Here is a 17,010-nt window from a genome sequence, read left to right as displayed (position 1 = left end):
TAATATCCATTGTTTATCAAATCATCTTCTCAACCTCTTCCCAAGTTTTTCCCTGTAGCTGTTCAGCTAATTCTTTTGAGCTTTCAGAAGGAAATTTCTGTGCGATATTTTTAAAGTATTTCTTACTCGAATATAACCCACCATCAGAGTCCTTTCTAAAATTAACCTCAGCAGGGTTTTGTAATAAAAAAACCTGCATATTTCGATTCATAACCTCTTCCTTTCGTAGTAAATTGACTTTTTCCAAAGCCTCTGTAATAAGTTCCTTTTCATCAAAATTAAAGTTGTTCCATTCCACCACTGCATTTTCCCCACCTTCCTCGGCAATAACCAAAGCCTTTATTTCGTGAATATATTTTACATTTTTCTGCTTATACCCCCCAAAATACTTCCCGCGTCGGTGCTTATACTTACCACCCGTAGCTGGACACATATATACATTATAATCGTGGACTTCATTAATTGTACTCGCACAGTTAACTACGTCAAGCATATACTTCCAAGTAGGCAAGTAATTATTCCGATCGAGGAAATCTCGAAACTCATCCAAATATCGATTATAATTATCAGAATGCTCAGTGGTCTCTAAAGTTTCAACCAATTGCTCAAAAGTAATGGGTACAATATGAATGTCATACTTCTCATAAGCATCTGCAATTTGCATTTTAAAAATTTCTTCCGGCCTATCTTCTTCAAAGTTGGAAAGGAGAAATAGAATATTGTGATCTCTGTTTTTATGAAGACTTTTTAAATGTCTCTCTATTTGAGGATCGTGAAACCAATTGGTTCTTTTAGTTTCAAAAAATATCGCAAATGAAGGTTGCTCTATCACAATGTCTGGATAGCTGTTACTCTTTTTAATCTGTTGTTCAAAGGATGGCGTAACTGCAAAATCCAATCCCGACAATACAGAAATCACCTCCTCAAAACTCTTGGGATTTTCCTCATATAGCATTTTCAACATTACACCACAATGATTGGAAAGAATGTTTTCCTTGGTATGATAATCATTGAACAATCGAATTTCTTTTGCCATTAGGTATTTGCTTCTTGGTTTAACTTTTTACTTTCGGTATTAATTTGAAGTTTGCCACTGATTAAACGCGGAAGCAATAGATCTCTTGTTTTTCGAAGATTGTTGTTTTGCAAATTGAGTTGATCGATATTATTAAATAACGGCAATACAATTCTTTCAAAATCCTCTAACAATTCTCTTGCTGGAATTACAAAGGGCATATCTTTAATAATCTTTGAGTTCAACGCAATTCCTATGGAAGAAGTGTTTCCTAATTCAGCATAGGCGAAATTTTTAAGATACAAATAGGTGTATTCCTTATTGACATAACCATAGTCTTTCGATTTATTAAAATGTGCTATAGCCTCATTGGTAACCATATCACACGCAGTTATAGCAACCTTTCCAACAGAAAGCTTAAAGCTTAAAATAACAGTATTCCTCTTTGCTTTTCTCATATTGAGTCTCGCAACACCTTCACTTGTAATTTCTTCATTAGTTGAATACACAAATAACGATGATTTACTAAGATCACTAATGGAAACCCATTTAGTCCCTTGACCATTATTAGTAAACCATTTAGGTTGACTTCTAGGTGGTGTTTTACCTATATTTATATTGAAAATACTTTTTGCTTTCTTCAAAAACCATCCTTCAGGAATCCCCTTAACAAACTTTGCTTTTTCATAACCAGGAAAACGCATTCTAACAAACCATTCTTTATAAAGCTGCTCTGCCATTTGTTCGTGAATGGATATGCGTTTGGTGTTATTTTCAATTAGTTTATCATAAGAATATAGAACTTCGGCAATGTCCTGCTGTATTTTAAGCTCTGGAATTGAAAAATTAATAGAGCGAAGTTTTTCAAGGCTTAAATTGTCCTGTGTAGCACCTTGCGAGATAGATTGCATTTGAATCTTATACGTTTCAAGACAGTATTTTATAAACCTTACATCTGCTTTCTCTTCATCTGGAATAAAACCAATTATACTATCTGGAAAACAGGCTTTTATTCCTAACACAGCTGTTTCAGCTATATTAGCTGCTATAGTGATACAAAGGGTACCCTCGTTCCATAATTTACTCTGGGCAAGTCCTTTATCGTTATAAGTCTGGGAGTATTCTGTTAAATAGTATTCCGCTTTTCTAACATCACCAGTTTGAACAAATGGATAATTCCCGCCATACAAACTCTCATCATTCCTAGGTCGGTGTTTGGATTTTCCTCTCCCTATAAATCCAACATCATCTAACTTTTTAAATTGGTCATTATACCTCATAAGCATCAGTTAAATTATCCAGGTTTTTATTTATCGTACTTAACAACTCTAAGGAAGTTACACTTTCCACATTGAGTTCAGTGTTCAGTCGAATCATTTCTTCAACAAACTCTTCCTCTGTCATCCCATCCTCTTCAATAACTACTCCTACATAACGACCAGTATTAAGAGAGAAATCCTGTTCTTTAACTTCTTCATAATTTGCGACCTTACAAAGCCCAATTACATCTTCATATTTCCCCTCTGGAAAACGTTCTTGCAACCATTGGATTTGTTTGATAAAATAAATAGCAGACTTACCTTCCGTGTCTTCTGTAAAAACGGGTTCTGAATTTATACGCTCGTTCGTGTGCTCAATAAACCTTTCTAAGCTGGTAGTGAGGTTTCTAAAGTTTTCAATCTTTTTCCAGAGTTTATCATCTTTCTCTTTAAAATCCTTATCTGCAATTTTATAATTTTTCTCTAAAGCTCGAAATGCCTTTTCAATTGCTTTTTTTACAGTGCGTTTTTCTTCTTCAAAATCTTTCAAAACTAACTCAACCTCGCTCTGTAATTTGTTAGTTGACAATCCTTTTTCAAAATAAGTATTAAGAGCTGTAAATACCCTTTCGTATTGTTGAACAAAATGATTTTTAGGTAATCCTTCTGAAGTGAAAAAATCCAACAGTCCTTCAAATTCATCGTGAAGAGCTTCCTCCTTACTAAACTCCTTGCTTTCAAACCACTTCTTAAATGAACTAAAAAATGTGTTATAAGAATCAATAACAGTTTGAAAACTGCTCAAGCAGTTTGGTAAAAGATCATTGACATTTTTCAAGTACAAATCAACAAGTTCAATAAATCTGTTTTCTTGGCCTTCATATAAGCGACTGATAACCCCTAAATTCCAGATTTGCTCTTGAGTAAATTCCCTATGTGCTCTGTCTACTTGCCGGTAAACATTGCGAGCATCGATAAAAAGGATTTTGATATTTTCTTTTTCAGTTTCGAAATCCAATACCTCCTTGGATTTGTCAAAAAACCACAATGAAGCTGGAAGTGTAACAGTAGAAAACATATTAGATGACATTGTAACCATTTGGGAAATCAACCCCTTTTTAACCAAAGTCTCTCTAATATCTCTTTCCGAATGTCTGGCATCAGAAGCCGAATTTGCCATAACCAAAGCAGCTTTTCCGTTTGGCTTTAAAGAAGTAGCAAAAAGATTTATCCAGAGATAATTTCCGTTAGGCACAAAGTTTACGTCCCCATCCTTGGTTTTCTTTGCTTTGGCCGATTTATTTTGTGGTATGCCGTAAGTATTAAACCGCTTATCATCCTTAATTCGATCATAGTTTACATCCTTCACATTAAATGGAGGATTGGCCATTACGTAATCAAACCTTCCAAAAGAGTCGTGGGCATCTTCATAGTAGGCGTTGGCTTGCTTTATATCACCCCGCAAACCATTAACTACGATATTCATTTTAGCGAGCTTAACAGTTGCTAAAGTCTTTTCTGCGCCATATACAAACAGGTTCTTCTCTCCTCCACTTGCTTGGCCGTTTTTTCTTCTATCCACAAAATTAGAGCATTGCACAAACATTCCCCCAGAACCACACGCCGGATCAAACACTGTTCCCTCATAAGGCTCTAACACCTCAACCATATATTTTACTACCGAAGTGGGTGTGTAAAATTCACCGCCGCCCTGTCCCTCAGACATTGCAAACTTGCCCAAGAAAAACTCATAGATTTTTCCAAATATATCTCCAGATGCAGTAACGGGAATGTCAGAAAAGTTTTTAAGCAGTGTTTTTAATAAGGAACTGTCAATTCTAGAAAGAGCAAAATATTCATCTTGCGGAAGGACATCTTTAAGCTCTGGTTTATAACTTTCAATCTCATCCATTGCCTCTTTTATTGCTTTGGCAATGTCTTCTTCTTCAGGCAAGTTTAATAGATAGTTGTACCGTGCTTTTCTAGGAAGGTAAAAACCACACTTTTCTATTGCTATTTCGTGAACGGGCCGTTGCCGTCTACTATCCTCTTGAGCTTTTAGTTCTGCTTCTATTTCACTCTCAATAAGAGAGTATTTATTGTCTGCAAACTTTAAGAAAATCAGTCCTAGGAGAGGAGTATCTATCTCATTGAGTTTTAAATCTGAATCTGCACGCATTTTTGTTGCAGCACTCCATAAATTCTCATTCAGTTTTTTAAGCTCTTGATTTGTCATTCAGCGATTTAGGTATTTATTGGTAAGGTTTCCAAATTAGATAATTTTAAGCACTTTAACAATCTTAAAATTTTGAAGGATATTCTTTAGTTCTCTTCAACTAGTGATGAGGGTGAGGTTAAATAAATCTATTTAGGGCATACGCCCATAATTATAAATCCATTTTATATTAAATATGTAAGAATCGTAGGAATTCTCTAGCATATAATATGTTACTCCTTAATCATTCGATAATACCCACTCATACTCTCGTAATCTCTCGGTAGCTACGGCCAATTCAGCATATTGTATAGAATAAGGATATTTTTGGAGGTTGAAATAGTTCTTTAATAGTAGGATATAAATGGAATTTTTTTCCGCTTTAAAACCTTCCCCTTCTCCAATAGTTTTAAGTAACATTTTCAAATAATCAATCGAAGAAATAAAATTTCCTTCTAAGAAATAAATCTCCGCCAAGCCGATTTTTGCTACCATTTTTATTGTAGTATCGTCAATATTTATATTCTCTATAGAGTCCAACAACTTTCGCGCTTGCTTAAGCTTTCCGAGTTTGTTATAGATAAGGCCCAAATTTGTTCCATATAGTGCAACTTTCTTTTTATTCTTCCTATCAGATGCAATCTTAAAGGCCCGTTCTTCATATTCGGCGGCTTTTGTATATTCTCCATCGCTCAAATAAAGCAAGGCTATATTGTTAAGCACAATCATTTCATAATTGAAATCCAACTGCGCTAAAGCTATTTTATATGCCCGCGAATAAAATTCCAGTGCATCCCCATAATTCAATAAATTATAGTAGTTAACTCCAATATTATTCAAAGCAAGAAATTTCACCTTTGTCCACCCATTTTCACTTGCTAACAAAAGCGCTTCATCCAATATTTTCAGTGATTTTTCGTGATCCCCCACTTCAAGATAAAAGATTCCTTTTTTTATCAAGGAATCACCAACTTCTAATTCTTGGGACAGAGATGTTTGAAACAACATAAAACATATAATTGTTAATCCATACATTTTCATAATAGCGCAAAAATTTTATAACCATAAGTTTTACGATCAATAAAATTGTTACGCTAGTCTTAATATAATTATGTATTCAGGCTCCTTTTAACTCATATATTTTAAACAAAAATTGAAATAACTTAAAACTAGGTTCTCCTTAAGAAATGCTATAGATCCTCTAACCACCTTTAATAGCGGAAGTTATCTTTTCGGAAAGTGCCGTTATTAAATTTTAAGCCGTAATCTAAATGAGTTTTACCATGGTTATTAGGTGAAAGTCGGTTTAATGTTTTTTAATGTTTTTTGCATTTAGCTCATAACTAAATAAATTGTTATGTAAAGTATGATTAATAAAATTGTTCTCATTTTTATATAACCATTGCCAGTCAAGCTAATTAAATATAAAACAATAAAATCTCAAATTATTGTTATTCTCTTCAGAACAATTGTAGGTCCATTTAAAGCAACAGATCAAGGGTGGTTTTCTCTGTCACACTTTTTGAAAACCCGTCATAATTAAGCGTGGCACATTGCTTTTTTGTTTAACGAGTATATTTAAGTAATAGAGAAAACAAAAAAGCAAAGAGCCACAAATCCGTCTTCATAAGGTACCCTCGTAAGGGGTGCGTCTTCTCTGGAAATTAGCTAGCAATTAGTTCATTATCCAAAAAACAAAAAGTCCGCCAGAGAAAACCACCCCAGGGCTATGTTACATAATGGTCTGTTATAGAAGCAACCGTAAGAAATAAGATAAAAAAACAAAATCCTGCTGCGGTGGTTCTATAACGCCATTATGTAAAATAGCCCAAGCCGCTCACATCCGTCCCACAACCAAGTTTTCACACCTCCATAAAAATTGTCTTTCAGTCAAATTCCTCCTCCCCCAGCCGCTCACATTCGGCTATTAAATTATCTTTTCAAAAATATTTTTCATTAAAAGCCGCCCTCCGAAACTTCAGTGAAGAAAGATCCACGTCCTCACAAGCTTCAGCGTAGGAGGAAACATTCATTGCAAAGCCCACCCACCCCATTTAGCGGTTGCAGGAATAGGTGCTGGTACAATCAAATGAGGGCACTCCAGGCAGGTATTCAGCGTTATTAAAAAAACATCCCTACTAATCCCCAAATCCCTCATACCTAAAACCTTAAAATACCAGCCTTCCACGCCCCTCAAGGAAGAGTGCAGGGTTTCCGGTGCTATCATATTCCGTCTTCAAAAGAAAGCGCCCCGCAACCTCCATAACAACTAATTCAAAATTTATAAGCAATCTCTTGTGTCTAAAGAACCCTAATTGTAAAACCTATACAGTGGCTGCAGAGCACTTTAAAAATCCTACAGCCCCAAAAACCCTGCACCCTTCCCTATCAAAGTCCTTCTTTCCCTCAACAAACATCACCTATTCCTGCGCGAGTTGTCCCGAATTCCGTTAAAAATAAGCTACAAACAACCAACAATACACAGCCAAGAAACAACTCCAGTCAACAGACAACCGAGAACCGAGAACCGTGAACCGATAACCGAGAACCGATAACCGATAACCGATAACCGATAACCGATAACCGATAACTGATAACTGATAACTGATAACTGATAATATTTTCAAAAAATAAAAAAAGGAAGCAAAGGTAGTAGGCACGCTTATCGAAGCTGTAAAGGTCAAGCCCTCCGGGTTTTGAAAAAAATCTCCACCCTAGATCCCTATATTTTCATAACCCGTCATATAAACTGAATACTGCTCACTGACTACTGCGTACTACTAAAGCGGGTAGTATTTTTTCCAAAAACCTTGACAGCTTCGGCGCACCCACTGAGATACAGCTTTCTTTTTTTCTTTTTTCTTTTCCATTTTCCGAAAAAAATATTGGTGGAGCGAAGCGAAACAAAGAAAGTTTAATCTTTAAAAATGATGTTTTATGAAAACTTTCAAAATCAAAACCCACAGACCCGGAGCACATTACAAAACTCCACACTTCTTCATCCTTAATAAAGGAAACAACACTGGCAGACCAAGTTATGGACCAGTTTCAAATTCATTTGTAGTCTTTGCAAATTCAAAGGAAGAAAATGAGCAGCTTTACTGGATTTGCAACATTTTGTTCACAGGTCAATATTTCAAACCACGACTGGTTGGTTCCGTCATTCCATTTATCCACATTGGACAAATTCATTACTTATTGAAAAAAGCAACCAAAAATTATGATGGATATCATTGGAATGGCAGGTTTAAAGCCCTTAAAAAGCTGCAAAATATTAGTGAATATCTTAAATATCAAGAAAAATGCCTTAAAGAACATCAAATTGCGTTGATGCAATCTTATAACCTTGATAGAGATTGACACAAAACAGTTAGCCACAAAAAAGCCCGAATTAATTCGGGCTTTATGTGCTCACATAAGGGAATTTACATAGTTATTGATTATTGTTTTTATCCTTGGACTTCCAAGCACTGAAAAATGACTTAATCTTTGCAGAAAACACATTTTTCACAACTATTTTCAGCGAAAATGAAACCGAAAAACTAATCACCGCGCCAATAAAAGCCAATATAGCAGTTCTTATAAAATCATCCGATCCAAGGACAGGTACGGTTGCCAAAAAAGTTCCTCCGCAGGTCCCAACTATTGTAGAAAACGATTTAAAAGACATTTTTTTTAATTTTAATCTTGATTAGACTTATTTTACTCAATGTTACAATTACTCACCTCCGCTTGGTTTACTGCAATTATCCGCTGCTAAAACAGTGATATGGTTGCCAGGATTAAAAGAGCAATTCTCAATGTATCCAATGTAATCCCTAGATCTCTTACGACCATGAAAAATTTAGAAGTAGGCTTTTTATATCTCAATTAAATCCATAACGCTAAGATTTAATAGTTAATAATACCTGTTCTTTTCTTTCAAATGCCTGATGGCATAAAGACAGCACTTTCTGCATCGCCTGCTTTGAATTGGAACCCCTTCCAATTCCCGTCAATTGTGCAACTGGCGCAATACCTCCTCGGAGTTCCTCCTTAGCATAATTTGCAGGTTGAATCAGAATTAAGTTTCTTTTAAACACATCCTTTATAAGTAGATGGTTGCCAATTTTTTTTGAATATCGTGCAACTAATTCAAACGTGTATTCTGGAATGCAAGATTCAGAGCGCCTATTTGCAAACAAAGTAAGCTCAATTGTAAAGCACAGAAATTTATTATTTAAGAAGAGGGCACCATTGGTACCCTCCTTGTGATAACTTCGCTGTAATACCAATTCCATAACTTATGGGGTGTCAACAGTAACTACGGCCAGTGCATTAAATGCTCCATTTTTCAAGGGATACATTTGCCCATTGACTTCTTGATAAAACTCTACCCCAAGTACTTCAATTACAGGCAGCACAGAGTTAGGGGTTAAAACCCCAGCCAAATTAATGGCAGCAGTATCTGCAGCAGTGTAGGGCAAAATTCCAGAATCCGCCATCTCGAAAACAAAAATTTCGTTTTCAAAATCCAGCTCAGCTCCTCCCATAACCAATTTAAAATGGGTAGTACCTCCTGGTGCAGCAATTCTAAGCGTAGGACTAAACGGATCCAAATCCACTGTCACATCTCCTGTAACACGGTCATAACCCACAACATAAGGAGCAAAAAGCGTAGTACTTAATTTCCCATTGAGGTTAAAATTAAATCCATTCAAAAGGACCATATCCCCATCTTGAATTGTACGCAATCCACGCTCGTTCACAGGATCGGTTTTCACTACCGCAACAAGATCCTTAGTAAGCCTGCTAGTAACCCGTTTGTCCTTAGCGTTCTGTAACAACACCCTAATAGCATTGCGAATAAGCTTTCCGCCTTTCCCTGCTCGTCCAAATTCAGAACCGTTCTCACGCGTTCTCTGGAAGGCGGCATCCGTCAAAATACGTTCTTTCTCAACCCCGCCTTTTTCTCTAGCGAGATGTCCATCACTTGTTTTGTAAAAAGAAATATCTCCGATAGTCCCTTTTAATTTGATAATACCTTTTTGTCTTGCCATTTCAATAAAATTTTAAGTTCTCAACAAATCACCGTATTTTTACAACACTTCACGATTTTGACCCTGCAACTATTCCGAAAACACACTCTTTTACCGAAATTTCCGGTAAAAACAATTATTGATGCTGTATTGATAAAGCATAGATAATGTATAGATGAAGTATGGATAGTGTATGAAAATTATATTATGAAGTCAGATAGAGTATGTATATTCCCAAAAGACGTCCAACGCATAACTGGAAGAAGTGAGCGCTATGGCAGACTCCTCTTACACCAAATTAGAAAGCATTTTGACAAAGAGCCCCATCATTTCATCACTGCAGAAGAGTTCGCAGAATACACAGGATTAAACATAGAAACAGTAAAAGAATTCCTTATCGGCTAATAGCAAATACCCCTGTTTAAACTTGAAAATCTCCTTATAAAATCCTATCTTTATTAAGAATTCGAAGTCAAATCAATTCAACGCTCATTAAAATAAATGTACCCTAATCGGTTACCCTTTTTAAAAAATAAGCATAAGTAACTGATTATCAATATACAATTTACAGGGTGGTCGTTCTGTCATCCCGACCAAGTCAAAACCATTTGACACCAAAACCCTGTAAATCCTATGATTTACAGGGTTTTATCTTTTTTAGGCCATAAGAGAAAATGCTTAATTTTGATATAAAATCATTATAAATGATACCTAATCGGTTACCCTTCTTTTTAAAACCTAAAAATGCGGCAGCCCTGATTTGACCTTCGTTTTCAAACATTTGTTCAACTTGAAAACGGAAATATCATGAGAAATTCGGTTACCTTTTCGGTAATGTTCTTACCGAGATTCGAAAAAGAATCCAAAGGAAAATCACCTTTGTATGTTCGAATAACTACAAATGGCAAAAGAACCCTCTTCAGCCTAAAACGAAAATTTACCACTACCCTGTGGGATGAAACAAAATCAAGGCTAAAAGGCTCAAGTATTGAAGCTTTCCAAATCAATAAGTATTTAGATCAAGTTTACGTTGATATCAATGAAGCCTATCGTGAGCTTCTAAAAGAAAAAAAACTAATCACACCCCTATCGGTTAAGGCTCGTTATCTTGGCGAAGATGATATTAATAAAACATTACTCCAGTTGAGCGCGTATCATAACTTAAATATGAAATCCGTATTAAAACATGGGGCTTTAAAAAACTACTTCACTACCGAAACATACATAAGAAGATTCCTCCAGATCGAACGTAATGCTGAAGACATTTATCTGGAATACCTCAACTATGCCTTTATCATTGATTTTGAAAATTTCCTAAGAAGAAATGTGGCTCAGTTACAATCAAGACCCTTGACCAATAACGGTGTAATGAAGCATCTGGAAAGACTAAAAAAACTCCTTAATCTAGCGTTAAGATTAGAATGGATTGAGCGCGACCCATTCGCAAAATTCTCCCTAAAATTCATCAAAACGGAGCGACATTTTTTAACTCCGCCTGAAATAGAGAAAATTTTAAAATTCCATTCAGAAAAAAGTTATTTAAATAAAACCCGAGATATATTCATATTTGCTTGTTACACTGGCCTATCCTACATTGATGTAAAAAACCTAAAGAAAGCCAATATCGTGAAAGGTATTGACGGAAATGATTGGATCTACACCTCTCGCCAAAAAACCGACCAAACAGTGAAAATTCCTATCCTAAGTATAGCTGGACAGATTATTGAAAAGTATAAAAATGAAATGAAATCACAAGATCGACTCTTACCAGTTTTTTCAAATCAAAAGCTCAATTCCTATTTAAAAGAGATTATGGTACAATTAAAAATAAACAAAAACCTTTCTTTTCATTGTACCCGGCATACATTCGCCACCACAGTTACACTAAGCAATGGGGTGCCTATCGAAACCGTCTCAAAACATCTGGGCCACTCCAAGTTATCCACTACACAGGTTTATGCTAGGGTTCTTGAAAAAAGAATTAGTGATGATATTGGTAATCTTAGGAGTCTATTACAAAAACAAGAATTATCGAAAAATAAAACAGGTTAGTTTATAAAATAGTATCTGCCAATTTTGTACCCCAATAATATTAAGTTTTGGCTAACATTTCATCTTTTGCCAAAGCTTAATACATTAATAATAAAGTAAAGTGTTTATTATAATACACATTTATTTGTTTTTAATTATATTTGTGTACTATAATAAACCATATAATGATTGACGCAGTTACAATTTGGGAAGTAAAAGTACAGCTCGGTGAGCTTTGTAAACAGCAAAGACAAAGATACAAAATATCCCAGGAATATCTTGCCCAAGAACTGGGGCTCTCACGCTATACCATTCAGAAATTTGAAAATGGCAAAAATGCAACCCTAGATACAGTACTTAAAATTGCCAATCATTTTAATTTATTAGAAAAATTATATCAAGCATTAAAAGACTTGGAAAACACTAATGATATAAACTCATTATATTAAAAATGGCTAAAAATAATCTCATAGAAGTTATTTTGTTTGGGCTGGAAATAGGCAAAATAGGTTATGATGTAGACAAAAGGACTTCCTATTTTCAGTACAATCCAGACTTCTTGGAGTCCAATCAATACACAAATGTTTTTCCATATATCTTCAAACGTATAAAACCAGTTCAACTCTTCACAAATTTTGAAGGCGAAACGTTTCGGGGCCTCCCTCCTATGATTGCCGACTCCCTACCTGATATGTTTGGTAATATTATTTTCAAGGAATGGTTCGAAGCTAAAAATAAAGAGTTTCAAAAAATCACCCCTTTAGAGCAATTAACCTATGTTTCTAATAGAGGAATGGGAGCTTTAGAGTATCGTCCTGTGGCTGAAATACCAAAATCAACAACCATAGATATCACCGAAATAGTCCAAGTATTAAATAAAGTGTTAGATTTAAAAAATGAAACAGCAGGAAAAGAATTGAGTGATCTTGCCCTGTTGAACATTTTTAAAATTGGAACCTCAGCTGGAGGAGCCAGACCTAAAATCCTAATTTCAGAAAATAAAAAAACTGGTGATATTATCCCTGGCGATATGGAATATAGCAATGATTATAATCATTATTTGGTAAAACTCTGTCTCAATGAGGAAGATGTAAAAGAGTACAATAAAGAAAAAATAGAATACGCCTACTATTTGATGGCACAAAAGGCTGGAATACAAATGATGTCTTCAAAATTGATAGAAAATAAGCATTTCGCAACCCTGCGCTATGATAGACAAGATGGAGAGAAACAACACGTTTTAACGACTTCCGGACTAACGGGATGGGATTTTAAAAAACCTGAAAATGCTAGTTATGAAAACGTCTTCAAACTGTCGTTGGATCTTAAAGTGCCGTATAAGGACATCCAAGAACTGTTTAAAAGAATGGTATTTAATATCGTATTTGCTAATATTGACGATCACTTAAAAAACCACAGTTTTATATATAATAAAAATACAGACTCCTGGAATTTAGCTCCGGCCTATGATCTAACATATCCTTTAAACATCAATCTCAATTACACAAATATTGCCAGAGCATTGTCTATAAACAATAAACGAAACAACATTACCTTAGCAGATATAATGACCATTGCCGAAACACATGCCATAAAAAACCCCAAAGGCATTATCAATGAGGTTCAAGCTGTAATAGATGATTGGGAAGTTATTACCACAAATTTGGGAATTCCAGAAAGAGTCAGTAAAGCTATTAAAAAAGAGTTTTTACGTTTATTATAAAAGTAAGTTTTTTAATTTGAGAGAATACTAAATAGAATAAACTTTACAACTAAATATGTAATAAACCTAGTTTAAATAACTCCTGACTGTGTATTAAACCTTAAAGAAGGATCTCTCTGAGCAGAGTTCCAATGTCAGGGTGAGCAGCGTGTCCTGAGCGAAGTCGAGGGGCAGTCGAACCCGTTAAACAGACAACCGACAACAGACAACCGAAAACAGATAACCGACAACAGACAACCGAAAACAGATAACCGAAAAAAGACAACAGAAAATCGACAACTGACAACTGAAAACAGACAACTGAAAAACCCCAGCCAGAAGGCCAGGGTTTATTAAATTAAATGGGGAATCTATGTACTTAATCGCTTGTCAAATAACGAACCTTCATCCTCTCTACTAAACCTAAAGAAGATTCGAAAACTTTTTTAAGCTTATTCTTTCAAGATTCTAAAGATCCGTTCATCTCCATTAATCGCTACTTTCATAAAATACACGCCTTGCTGCAGCATGCTAGTATTCAATTGCATTTGCGGTGTATTTTCTTTTAGTTCCATAATATTTTGACCCAAAAGATTATAGATTAACACTCTTTCAATAGGCAAATCAGCCTTTAAAGTGATTTGATTTTTTACAGGATTCGGATAGAAAATGAATTTGCTGAAGTTTTCAGTTACTACACCCAATTCCAACGTACTAAAGGATTCAGGTCCAACGAAATCGCTTTCGGTATCTATACCGCACACAGCACGAACATACAGATCGTAAGTGGTGTTGCTATCCAGACCAATCAAAGTTTCACCAAGAAGGCCATCATTATCTATAACACTCAGGCCAGTAGTATTGGGATCAAAACCTGGCGCACCATATTTTATTTCCCATTCGGTTTCAATACCACCGGCTGTCCAGCTCACATCAGCTGTGTTCGAAGTAACATTAGCCAATGTAATATCAGTGGGTTCTGGACAAGCTATACCGTCATCACGAACTTCAATGCAGAAATCTCCTTCATTCCCTGAGTTTCCATTAATTTGCACATAATACGTTTCACCGGCCGTAAGCGCTGTTAATACAACAGCAGATAACAATTCGTTGTTACCAAAATCTATATCGTCATTACAGCCAATTTCAACGCCCATGGTAGTTAAATCAGCACAATCTATAGGTGCTTCATAAACCGCCATTTGTGAATCTATCAAATTACTGGGTGTAATATTTGTGGTTACTGTTACATTTCCACTAGTAGGTGCTTCAAAAGTAAACCAGACCGTATTGGTAGGCAACTGGAGAAAGCAACTGCCCTCAGGTTCATCACGCTCAACCGTTGCTGCTATATTTGTATAAGTGTTTCCTGCACAAACTTCATCAACTATTAAATGTATTGCGTTGCAAACATTATCATTAATAGGAGGTGCTAATAGGGTTGTAAATGAAGCCACTTGGCTAAATTCACTCATATCATTCGCACCGCACAAAGCGCGAACATATACATCATAGGTTGTGTCAGGATTTAAATTTACAAGAGTTTCACCCAAAAAACCATCGTTATCAATAACAGAAGTTCCTCCAGCATCGGGATCAAAACCAGGATCTCCATATACAATTTCCCATTCATTCTCTCTGTCACCAACTGTCCAACTTACATCTGCGGTTGAGACAGTAATATTATCAAATGTAATATCGGTTGGTACCGGACAGGATATTCCGTTATCTTGAACCTCAATACAGAAAGTTCCTTCCATTGTTCCATCATTAAAACTGATGAATCCATTTACTTGAACATAATACGTATCACCTGGGGCTAGATTAGTCAAAGTAACAACAGATAAAAATCCAGTTCCGGTATTGCCGCCATCTTCATCGCAACCCACTTCCATACCTAAGGTAGACATACTACTACAATCTGTTGGAGCTTCATACACTGCTACTTCGGTATCTTCTAAAGTACCTCCCTCAAAATCTGTAGTTACGGTAACGTTGCCACTTAAGGGAGCTTCAAAACTAAACCATACTGTTTGATCTCCTGGAGCATCAAAACAAGAACCTTGCGGTTCATTATTTTCTAAAGTACCCCCTACGTTCGTGAAAGTACTGCCGCTGCAAGGTTCGTCTACAATTAAGTGTGTGGCATCACAAAGATAATCATTTATAGGATTGGTTTTAAGAGTTATAGGTCCTGTAAAAAAGCTATTACCATCTGAGCCACCACATTGGGCTTGAACATATACACTATAAATATGGGCAGGGATAAGATTGGTTATAGAAACGTTTGGATTATCTCTAACTTGTGCAGAATCTCCTTCTGTTTCTGGATTAAAACCAGGTTCACCATATTTTACCAACCAATCTGTTTCGGTTCCACTGGGTGACCAGCTAATATCAGCTGTGGTAGCTGTAGTAGCATTTATCTGTAAATTTGTTGGTTTTACACAAGCCTGTGTTTCGGTAATTGAAATGTCGTCCAAGGTCATAAAAAAAGGAAAAAAACCAGTATTTACATGTCCTTGAATACCAATATAAAACACTCCTGTTGTAGCAGGAGTAAATGTACCGCTTACTTCTTGGTAATCTCCATTAGTTATTTCGGTGGTGGGGATTATTTCATGGATCATATCTCTAGAACTGTCTGAAATTCCATAGCTTACAGCAATATTCGCTCCTTCCGTATTGCTCTGTCTAGCATAAAAGGTAAGGGTATAGTTTATACCAGCTTGAACTTCTATTGGATAAAACATCCAAGCTTCGCTACCATAGGCTAAAAATATATCCCAATCGCCAGTGCGTGGAGCTCTATCGTGGTCTATGAAGGTGTTGTTGGCTATCCAATATGAATTCATTACTAATTCCTGAGTCCAACAACCATCGAGACTGTTGTTGTGGGTATAACCATTTTCAAATCCTTCGAAAAAGGGGATTGTTGCAGTCAAGCAAGGTGTTATAAATCTTAATGGACCAGCAAATTCGCTTTCTCCGTTTCCACTACCACATACAGCTTTCACATAGATATCCTGAACAGTCCCAGGTTGTAAATCGGTTATGGTATTATTTGGAGTCCCTAGAACATTCATTAAACTTCCTTCTGTTTCTGGATCGAATCCTTGCAAACCATATTTAACAATCCATTCCGTTTCAGTATTACCTGCTGACCAGTTAAGATCTAAAGAGGTCGCGGTTAAGTTTTCAAAATTTATATTAGAAGGTTTTGGGCACCTTGGTAATGCTTCTACTGAAAATTCATCTACATAGAGGTGAAATGCTGCAGTAGCTGTTGCTACAATAGCAATATAAACAGCTTGGCCGTTATAAGCAGTCAAATTATATGTATAGTTTATATAATCTCCCAAATCATCCACATCGGAAATTGTAGTTTCTGAGCCCAATAAAACCGTAAAATCGGAAGGGTTTGTACCTGTAGTGGATAATTTAACCTCAAATGATTCTGGAAAGGTTGGCCCCGTTCCTCCAGCGTAAAGTGAAACTAAATCAGAAACTCCTATGTTTACTGTAAACTGGGGAGAAATTAAATAGTCATCATGTGCAGCTGTTTCAAAATTAATCCGGACTCCTCCAGCTCCACGATAGCCATCTCCAGCATGATATTGCCAAGATGCTCCTTGTGCGTCGTTATCAATAACCGTCCATTCACGTGGGATTTCCGTATCAAAACTTTCTAAAAATTGGGCAGTAGTCTGCCAGCTTGTTATGCTGAACAGCATAACAAGCACTAAAACTGTATTTTTCATTCAAATAAT

At 35.9% G+C, this 17,010-nt stretch carries 13 protein-coding genes; 5 read left to right on the top strand and 8 right to left on the bottom strand.

Features of this window, described 5'->3' with window-relative positions; translation table 11 throughout:
• Window positions 1-16: 16 nt before the first annotated feature.
• The 4 genes from QCQ61_RS10865 to QCQ61_RS10850 all read right to left on the bottom strand — a co-directional run bounded on the left by QCQ61_RS10865 (window position 17) and on the right by QCQ61_RS10850 (window position 5,530).
• A complete protein-coding gene (locus tag QCQ61_RS10865) occupies window positions 17-1,036 on the bottom strand; it encodes a hypothetical protein (protein WP_062619148.1) in 1,020 nt (339 codons plus the stop codon).
• On the bottom strand, window positions 1,036-2,295 hold the full coding sequence (locus tag QCQ61_RS10860; protein ID WP_204376462.1) for a restriction endonuclease subunit S: 1,260 nt from the start codon (window positions 2,293-2,295) through the stop codon (window positions 1,036-1,038). Before QCQ61_RS10860 ends, QCQ61_RS10865 begins: the two co-directional genes overlap by 1 nt.
• Entirely contained in the window at window positions 2,285-4,510 is a 2,226-nt protein-coding gene (locus tag QCQ61_RS10855; RefSeq protein WP_279447675.1) for a type I restriction-modification system subunit M, read from the bottom strand. Before QCQ61_RS10855 ends, QCQ61_RS10860 begins: the two co-directional genes overlap by 11 nt.
• Before the next feature lie 219 nt (window positions 4,511-4,729).
• Window positions 4,730-5,530 (bottom strand): tetratricopeptide repeat protein, encoded by an 801-nt coding sequence (locus tag QCQ61_RS10850; protein WP_279447674.1) that lies wholly within the window; start codon window positions 5,528-5,530, stop codon window positions 4,730-4,732.
• 1,896 nt (window positions 5,531-7,426) lie between these two features.
• On the opposite strand from QCQ61_RS10850, the gene QCQ61_RS10845 reads away from it, so the two are divergent.
• Window positions 7,427-7,849, top strand: a complete 423-nt coding sequence (locus tag QCQ61_RS10845; protein ID WP_237604278.1) for a DUF6943 family protein — start codon at window positions 7,427-7,429, stop codon at window positions 7,847-7,849.
• Between the two features lie 73 nt (window positions 7,850-7,922).
• Here the strand turns inward: QCQ61_RS10845 and QCQ61_RS10840 are convergent, their stop codons facing one another.
• The 3 genes from QCQ61_RS10840 to QCQ61_RS10830 all read right to left on the bottom strand — a co-directional run bounded on the left by QCQ61_RS10840 (window position 7,923) and on the right by QCQ61_RS10830 (window position 9,528).
• Window positions 7,923-8,159 (bottom strand): hypothetical protein, encoded by a 237-nt coding sequence (locus tag QCQ61_RS10840; protein ID WP_279447673.1) that lies wholly within the window; start codon window positions 8,157-8,159, stop codon window positions 7,923-7,925.
• Window positions 8,160-8,373: 214 nt separating this feature from the next.
• Window positions 8,374-8,769: a DUF5675 family protein gene (locus QCQ61_RS10835; protein WP_279447672.1), complete on the bottom strand. Its 396-nt coding sequence runs from the start codon at window positions 8,767-8,769 to the stop codon at window positions 8,374-8,376.
• 3 nt (window positions 8,770-8,772) lie between these two features.
• The gene (locus QCQ61_RS10830) at window positions 8,773-9,528 is read right to left on the bottom strand and encodes a hypothetical protein (RefSeq protein ID WP_279447671.1); all 756 of its coding nucleotides are present in this window, start codon (window positions 9,526-9,528) and stop codon (window positions 8,773-8,775) included.
• Window positions 9,529-9,714: 186 nt separating this feature from the next.
• On the opposite strand from QCQ61_RS10830, the gene QCQ61_RS10825 reads away from it, so the two are divergent.
• The 4 genes from QCQ61_RS10825 (at window position 9,715) to QCQ61_RS10810 (ending at window position 13,261) form a co-directional block, all read left to right on the top strand.
• Complete coding sequence (locus QCQ61_RS10825) at window positions 9,715-9,912, top strand: hypothetical protein (RefSeq protein WP_279447670.1); 198 nt, start codon at window positions 9,715-9,717, stop codon at window positions 9,910-9,912.
• Between the two features lie 402 nt (window positions 9,913-10,314).
• Window positions 10,315-11,559 carry a site-specific integrase gene (locus tag QCQ61_RS10820; protein ID WP_279447669.1) on the top strand — a complete coding sequence of 415 codons (1,245 nt, stop codon included), beginning with the start codon at window positions 10,315-10,317 and terminating at the stop codon, window positions 11,557-11,559.
• A gap of 164 nt (window positions 11,560-11,723) precedes the next feature.
• Window positions 11,724-11,987 (top strand): helix-turn-helix domain-containing protein, encoded by a 264-nt coding sequence (locus tag QCQ61_RS10815; protein ID WP_279447668.1) that lies wholly within the window; start codon window positions 11,724-11,726, stop codon window positions 11,985-11,987.
• 2 nt (window positions 11,988-11,989) lie between these two features.
• Window positions 11,990-13,261, top strand: a complete 1,272-nt coding sequence (locus QCQ61_RS10810; RefSeq protein WP_279447667.1) for a type II toxin-antitoxin system HipA family toxin — start codon at window positions 11,990-11,992, stop codon at window positions 13,259-13,261.
• A 431-nt stretch (window positions 13,262-13,692) separates the two neighbouring features.
• Here QCQ61_RS10810 and QCQ61_RS10805 read toward each other — a convergent pair whose 3' ends face one another.
• On the bottom strand, window positions 13,693-17,001 hold the full coding sequence (locus QCQ61_RS10805; protein ID WP_279447666.1) for a fibronectin type III domain-containing protein: 3,309 nt from the start codon (window positions 16,999-17,001) through the stop codon (window positions 13,693-13,695).
• Window positions 17,002-17,010: the final 9 nt, after the last annotated feature.

The organism is Aequorivita marisscotiae, assembly GCF_029814825.1.
Lineage (GTDB): Bacteria > Bacteroidota > Bacteroidia > Flavobacteriales > Flavobacteriaceae > Aequorivita > Aequorivita marisscotiae.
Note: the sequence above shows the minus strand (reverse complement) of the source record. Positions and strands in the feature narration are given on the sequence as shown.

Bases quoted from the DNA above. Each gene is read 5' to 3' on its own strand.
- QCQ61_RS10825 (WP_279447670.1), top strand. From the start codon at position 9,715: ATGAAGTCAGATAGAGTATGTATATTCCCAAAAGACGTCCAACGCATA.
- QCQ61_RS10815 (WP_279447668.1), top strand. From the start codon at position 11,724: ATGATTGACGCAGTTACAATTTGGGAAGTAAAAGTACAGCTCGGTGAG.
- QCQ61_RS10830 (WP_279447671.1), bottom strand. From the start codon at position 9,528: ATGGCAAGACAAAAAGGTATTATCAAATTAAAAGGGACTATCGGAGAT.
- QCQ61_RS10850 (WP_279447674.1), bottom strand. From the start codon at position 5,530: ATGAAAATGTATGGATTAACAATTATATGTTTTATGTTGTTTCAAACA.
- QCQ61_RS10820 (WP_279447669.1), top strand. From the start codon at position 10,315: ATGAGAAATTCGGTTACCTTTTCGGTAATGTTCTTACCGAGATTCGAA.
- QCQ61_RS10835 (WP_279447672.1), bottom strand. From the start codon at position 8,769: ATGGAATTGGTATTACAGCGAAGTTATCACAAGGAGGGTACCAATGGT.
- QCQ61_RS10810 (WP_279447667.1), top strand. From the start codon at position 11,990: ATGGCTAAAAATAATCTCATAGAAGTTATTTTGTTTGGGCTGGAAATA.
- QCQ61_RS10865 (WP_062619148.1), bottom strand. From the start codon at position 1,036: ATGGCAAAAGAAATTCGATTGTTCAATGATTATCATACCAAGGAAAAC.
- QCQ61_RS10845 (WP_237604278.1), top strand. From the start codon at position 7,427: ATGAAAACTTTCAAAATCAAAACCCACAGACCCGGAGCACATTACAAA.
- QCQ61_RS10855 (WP_279447675.1), bottom strand. From the start codon at position 4,510: ATGACAAATCAAGAGCTTAAAAAACTGAATGAGAATTTATGGAGTGCT.
- QCQ61_RS10805 (WP_279447666.1), bottom strand. From the start codon at position 17,001: ATGAAAAATACAGTTTTAGTGCTTGTTATGCTGTTCAGCATAACAAGC.
- QCQ61_RS10840 (WP_279447673.1), bottom strand. From the start codon at position 8,159: ATGTCTTTTAAATCGTTTTCTACAATAGTTGGGACCTGCGGAGGAACT.
- QCQ61_RS10860 (WP_204376462.1), bottom strand. From the start codon at position 2,295: ATGAGGTATAATGACCAATTTAAAAAGTTAGATGATGTTGGATTTATA.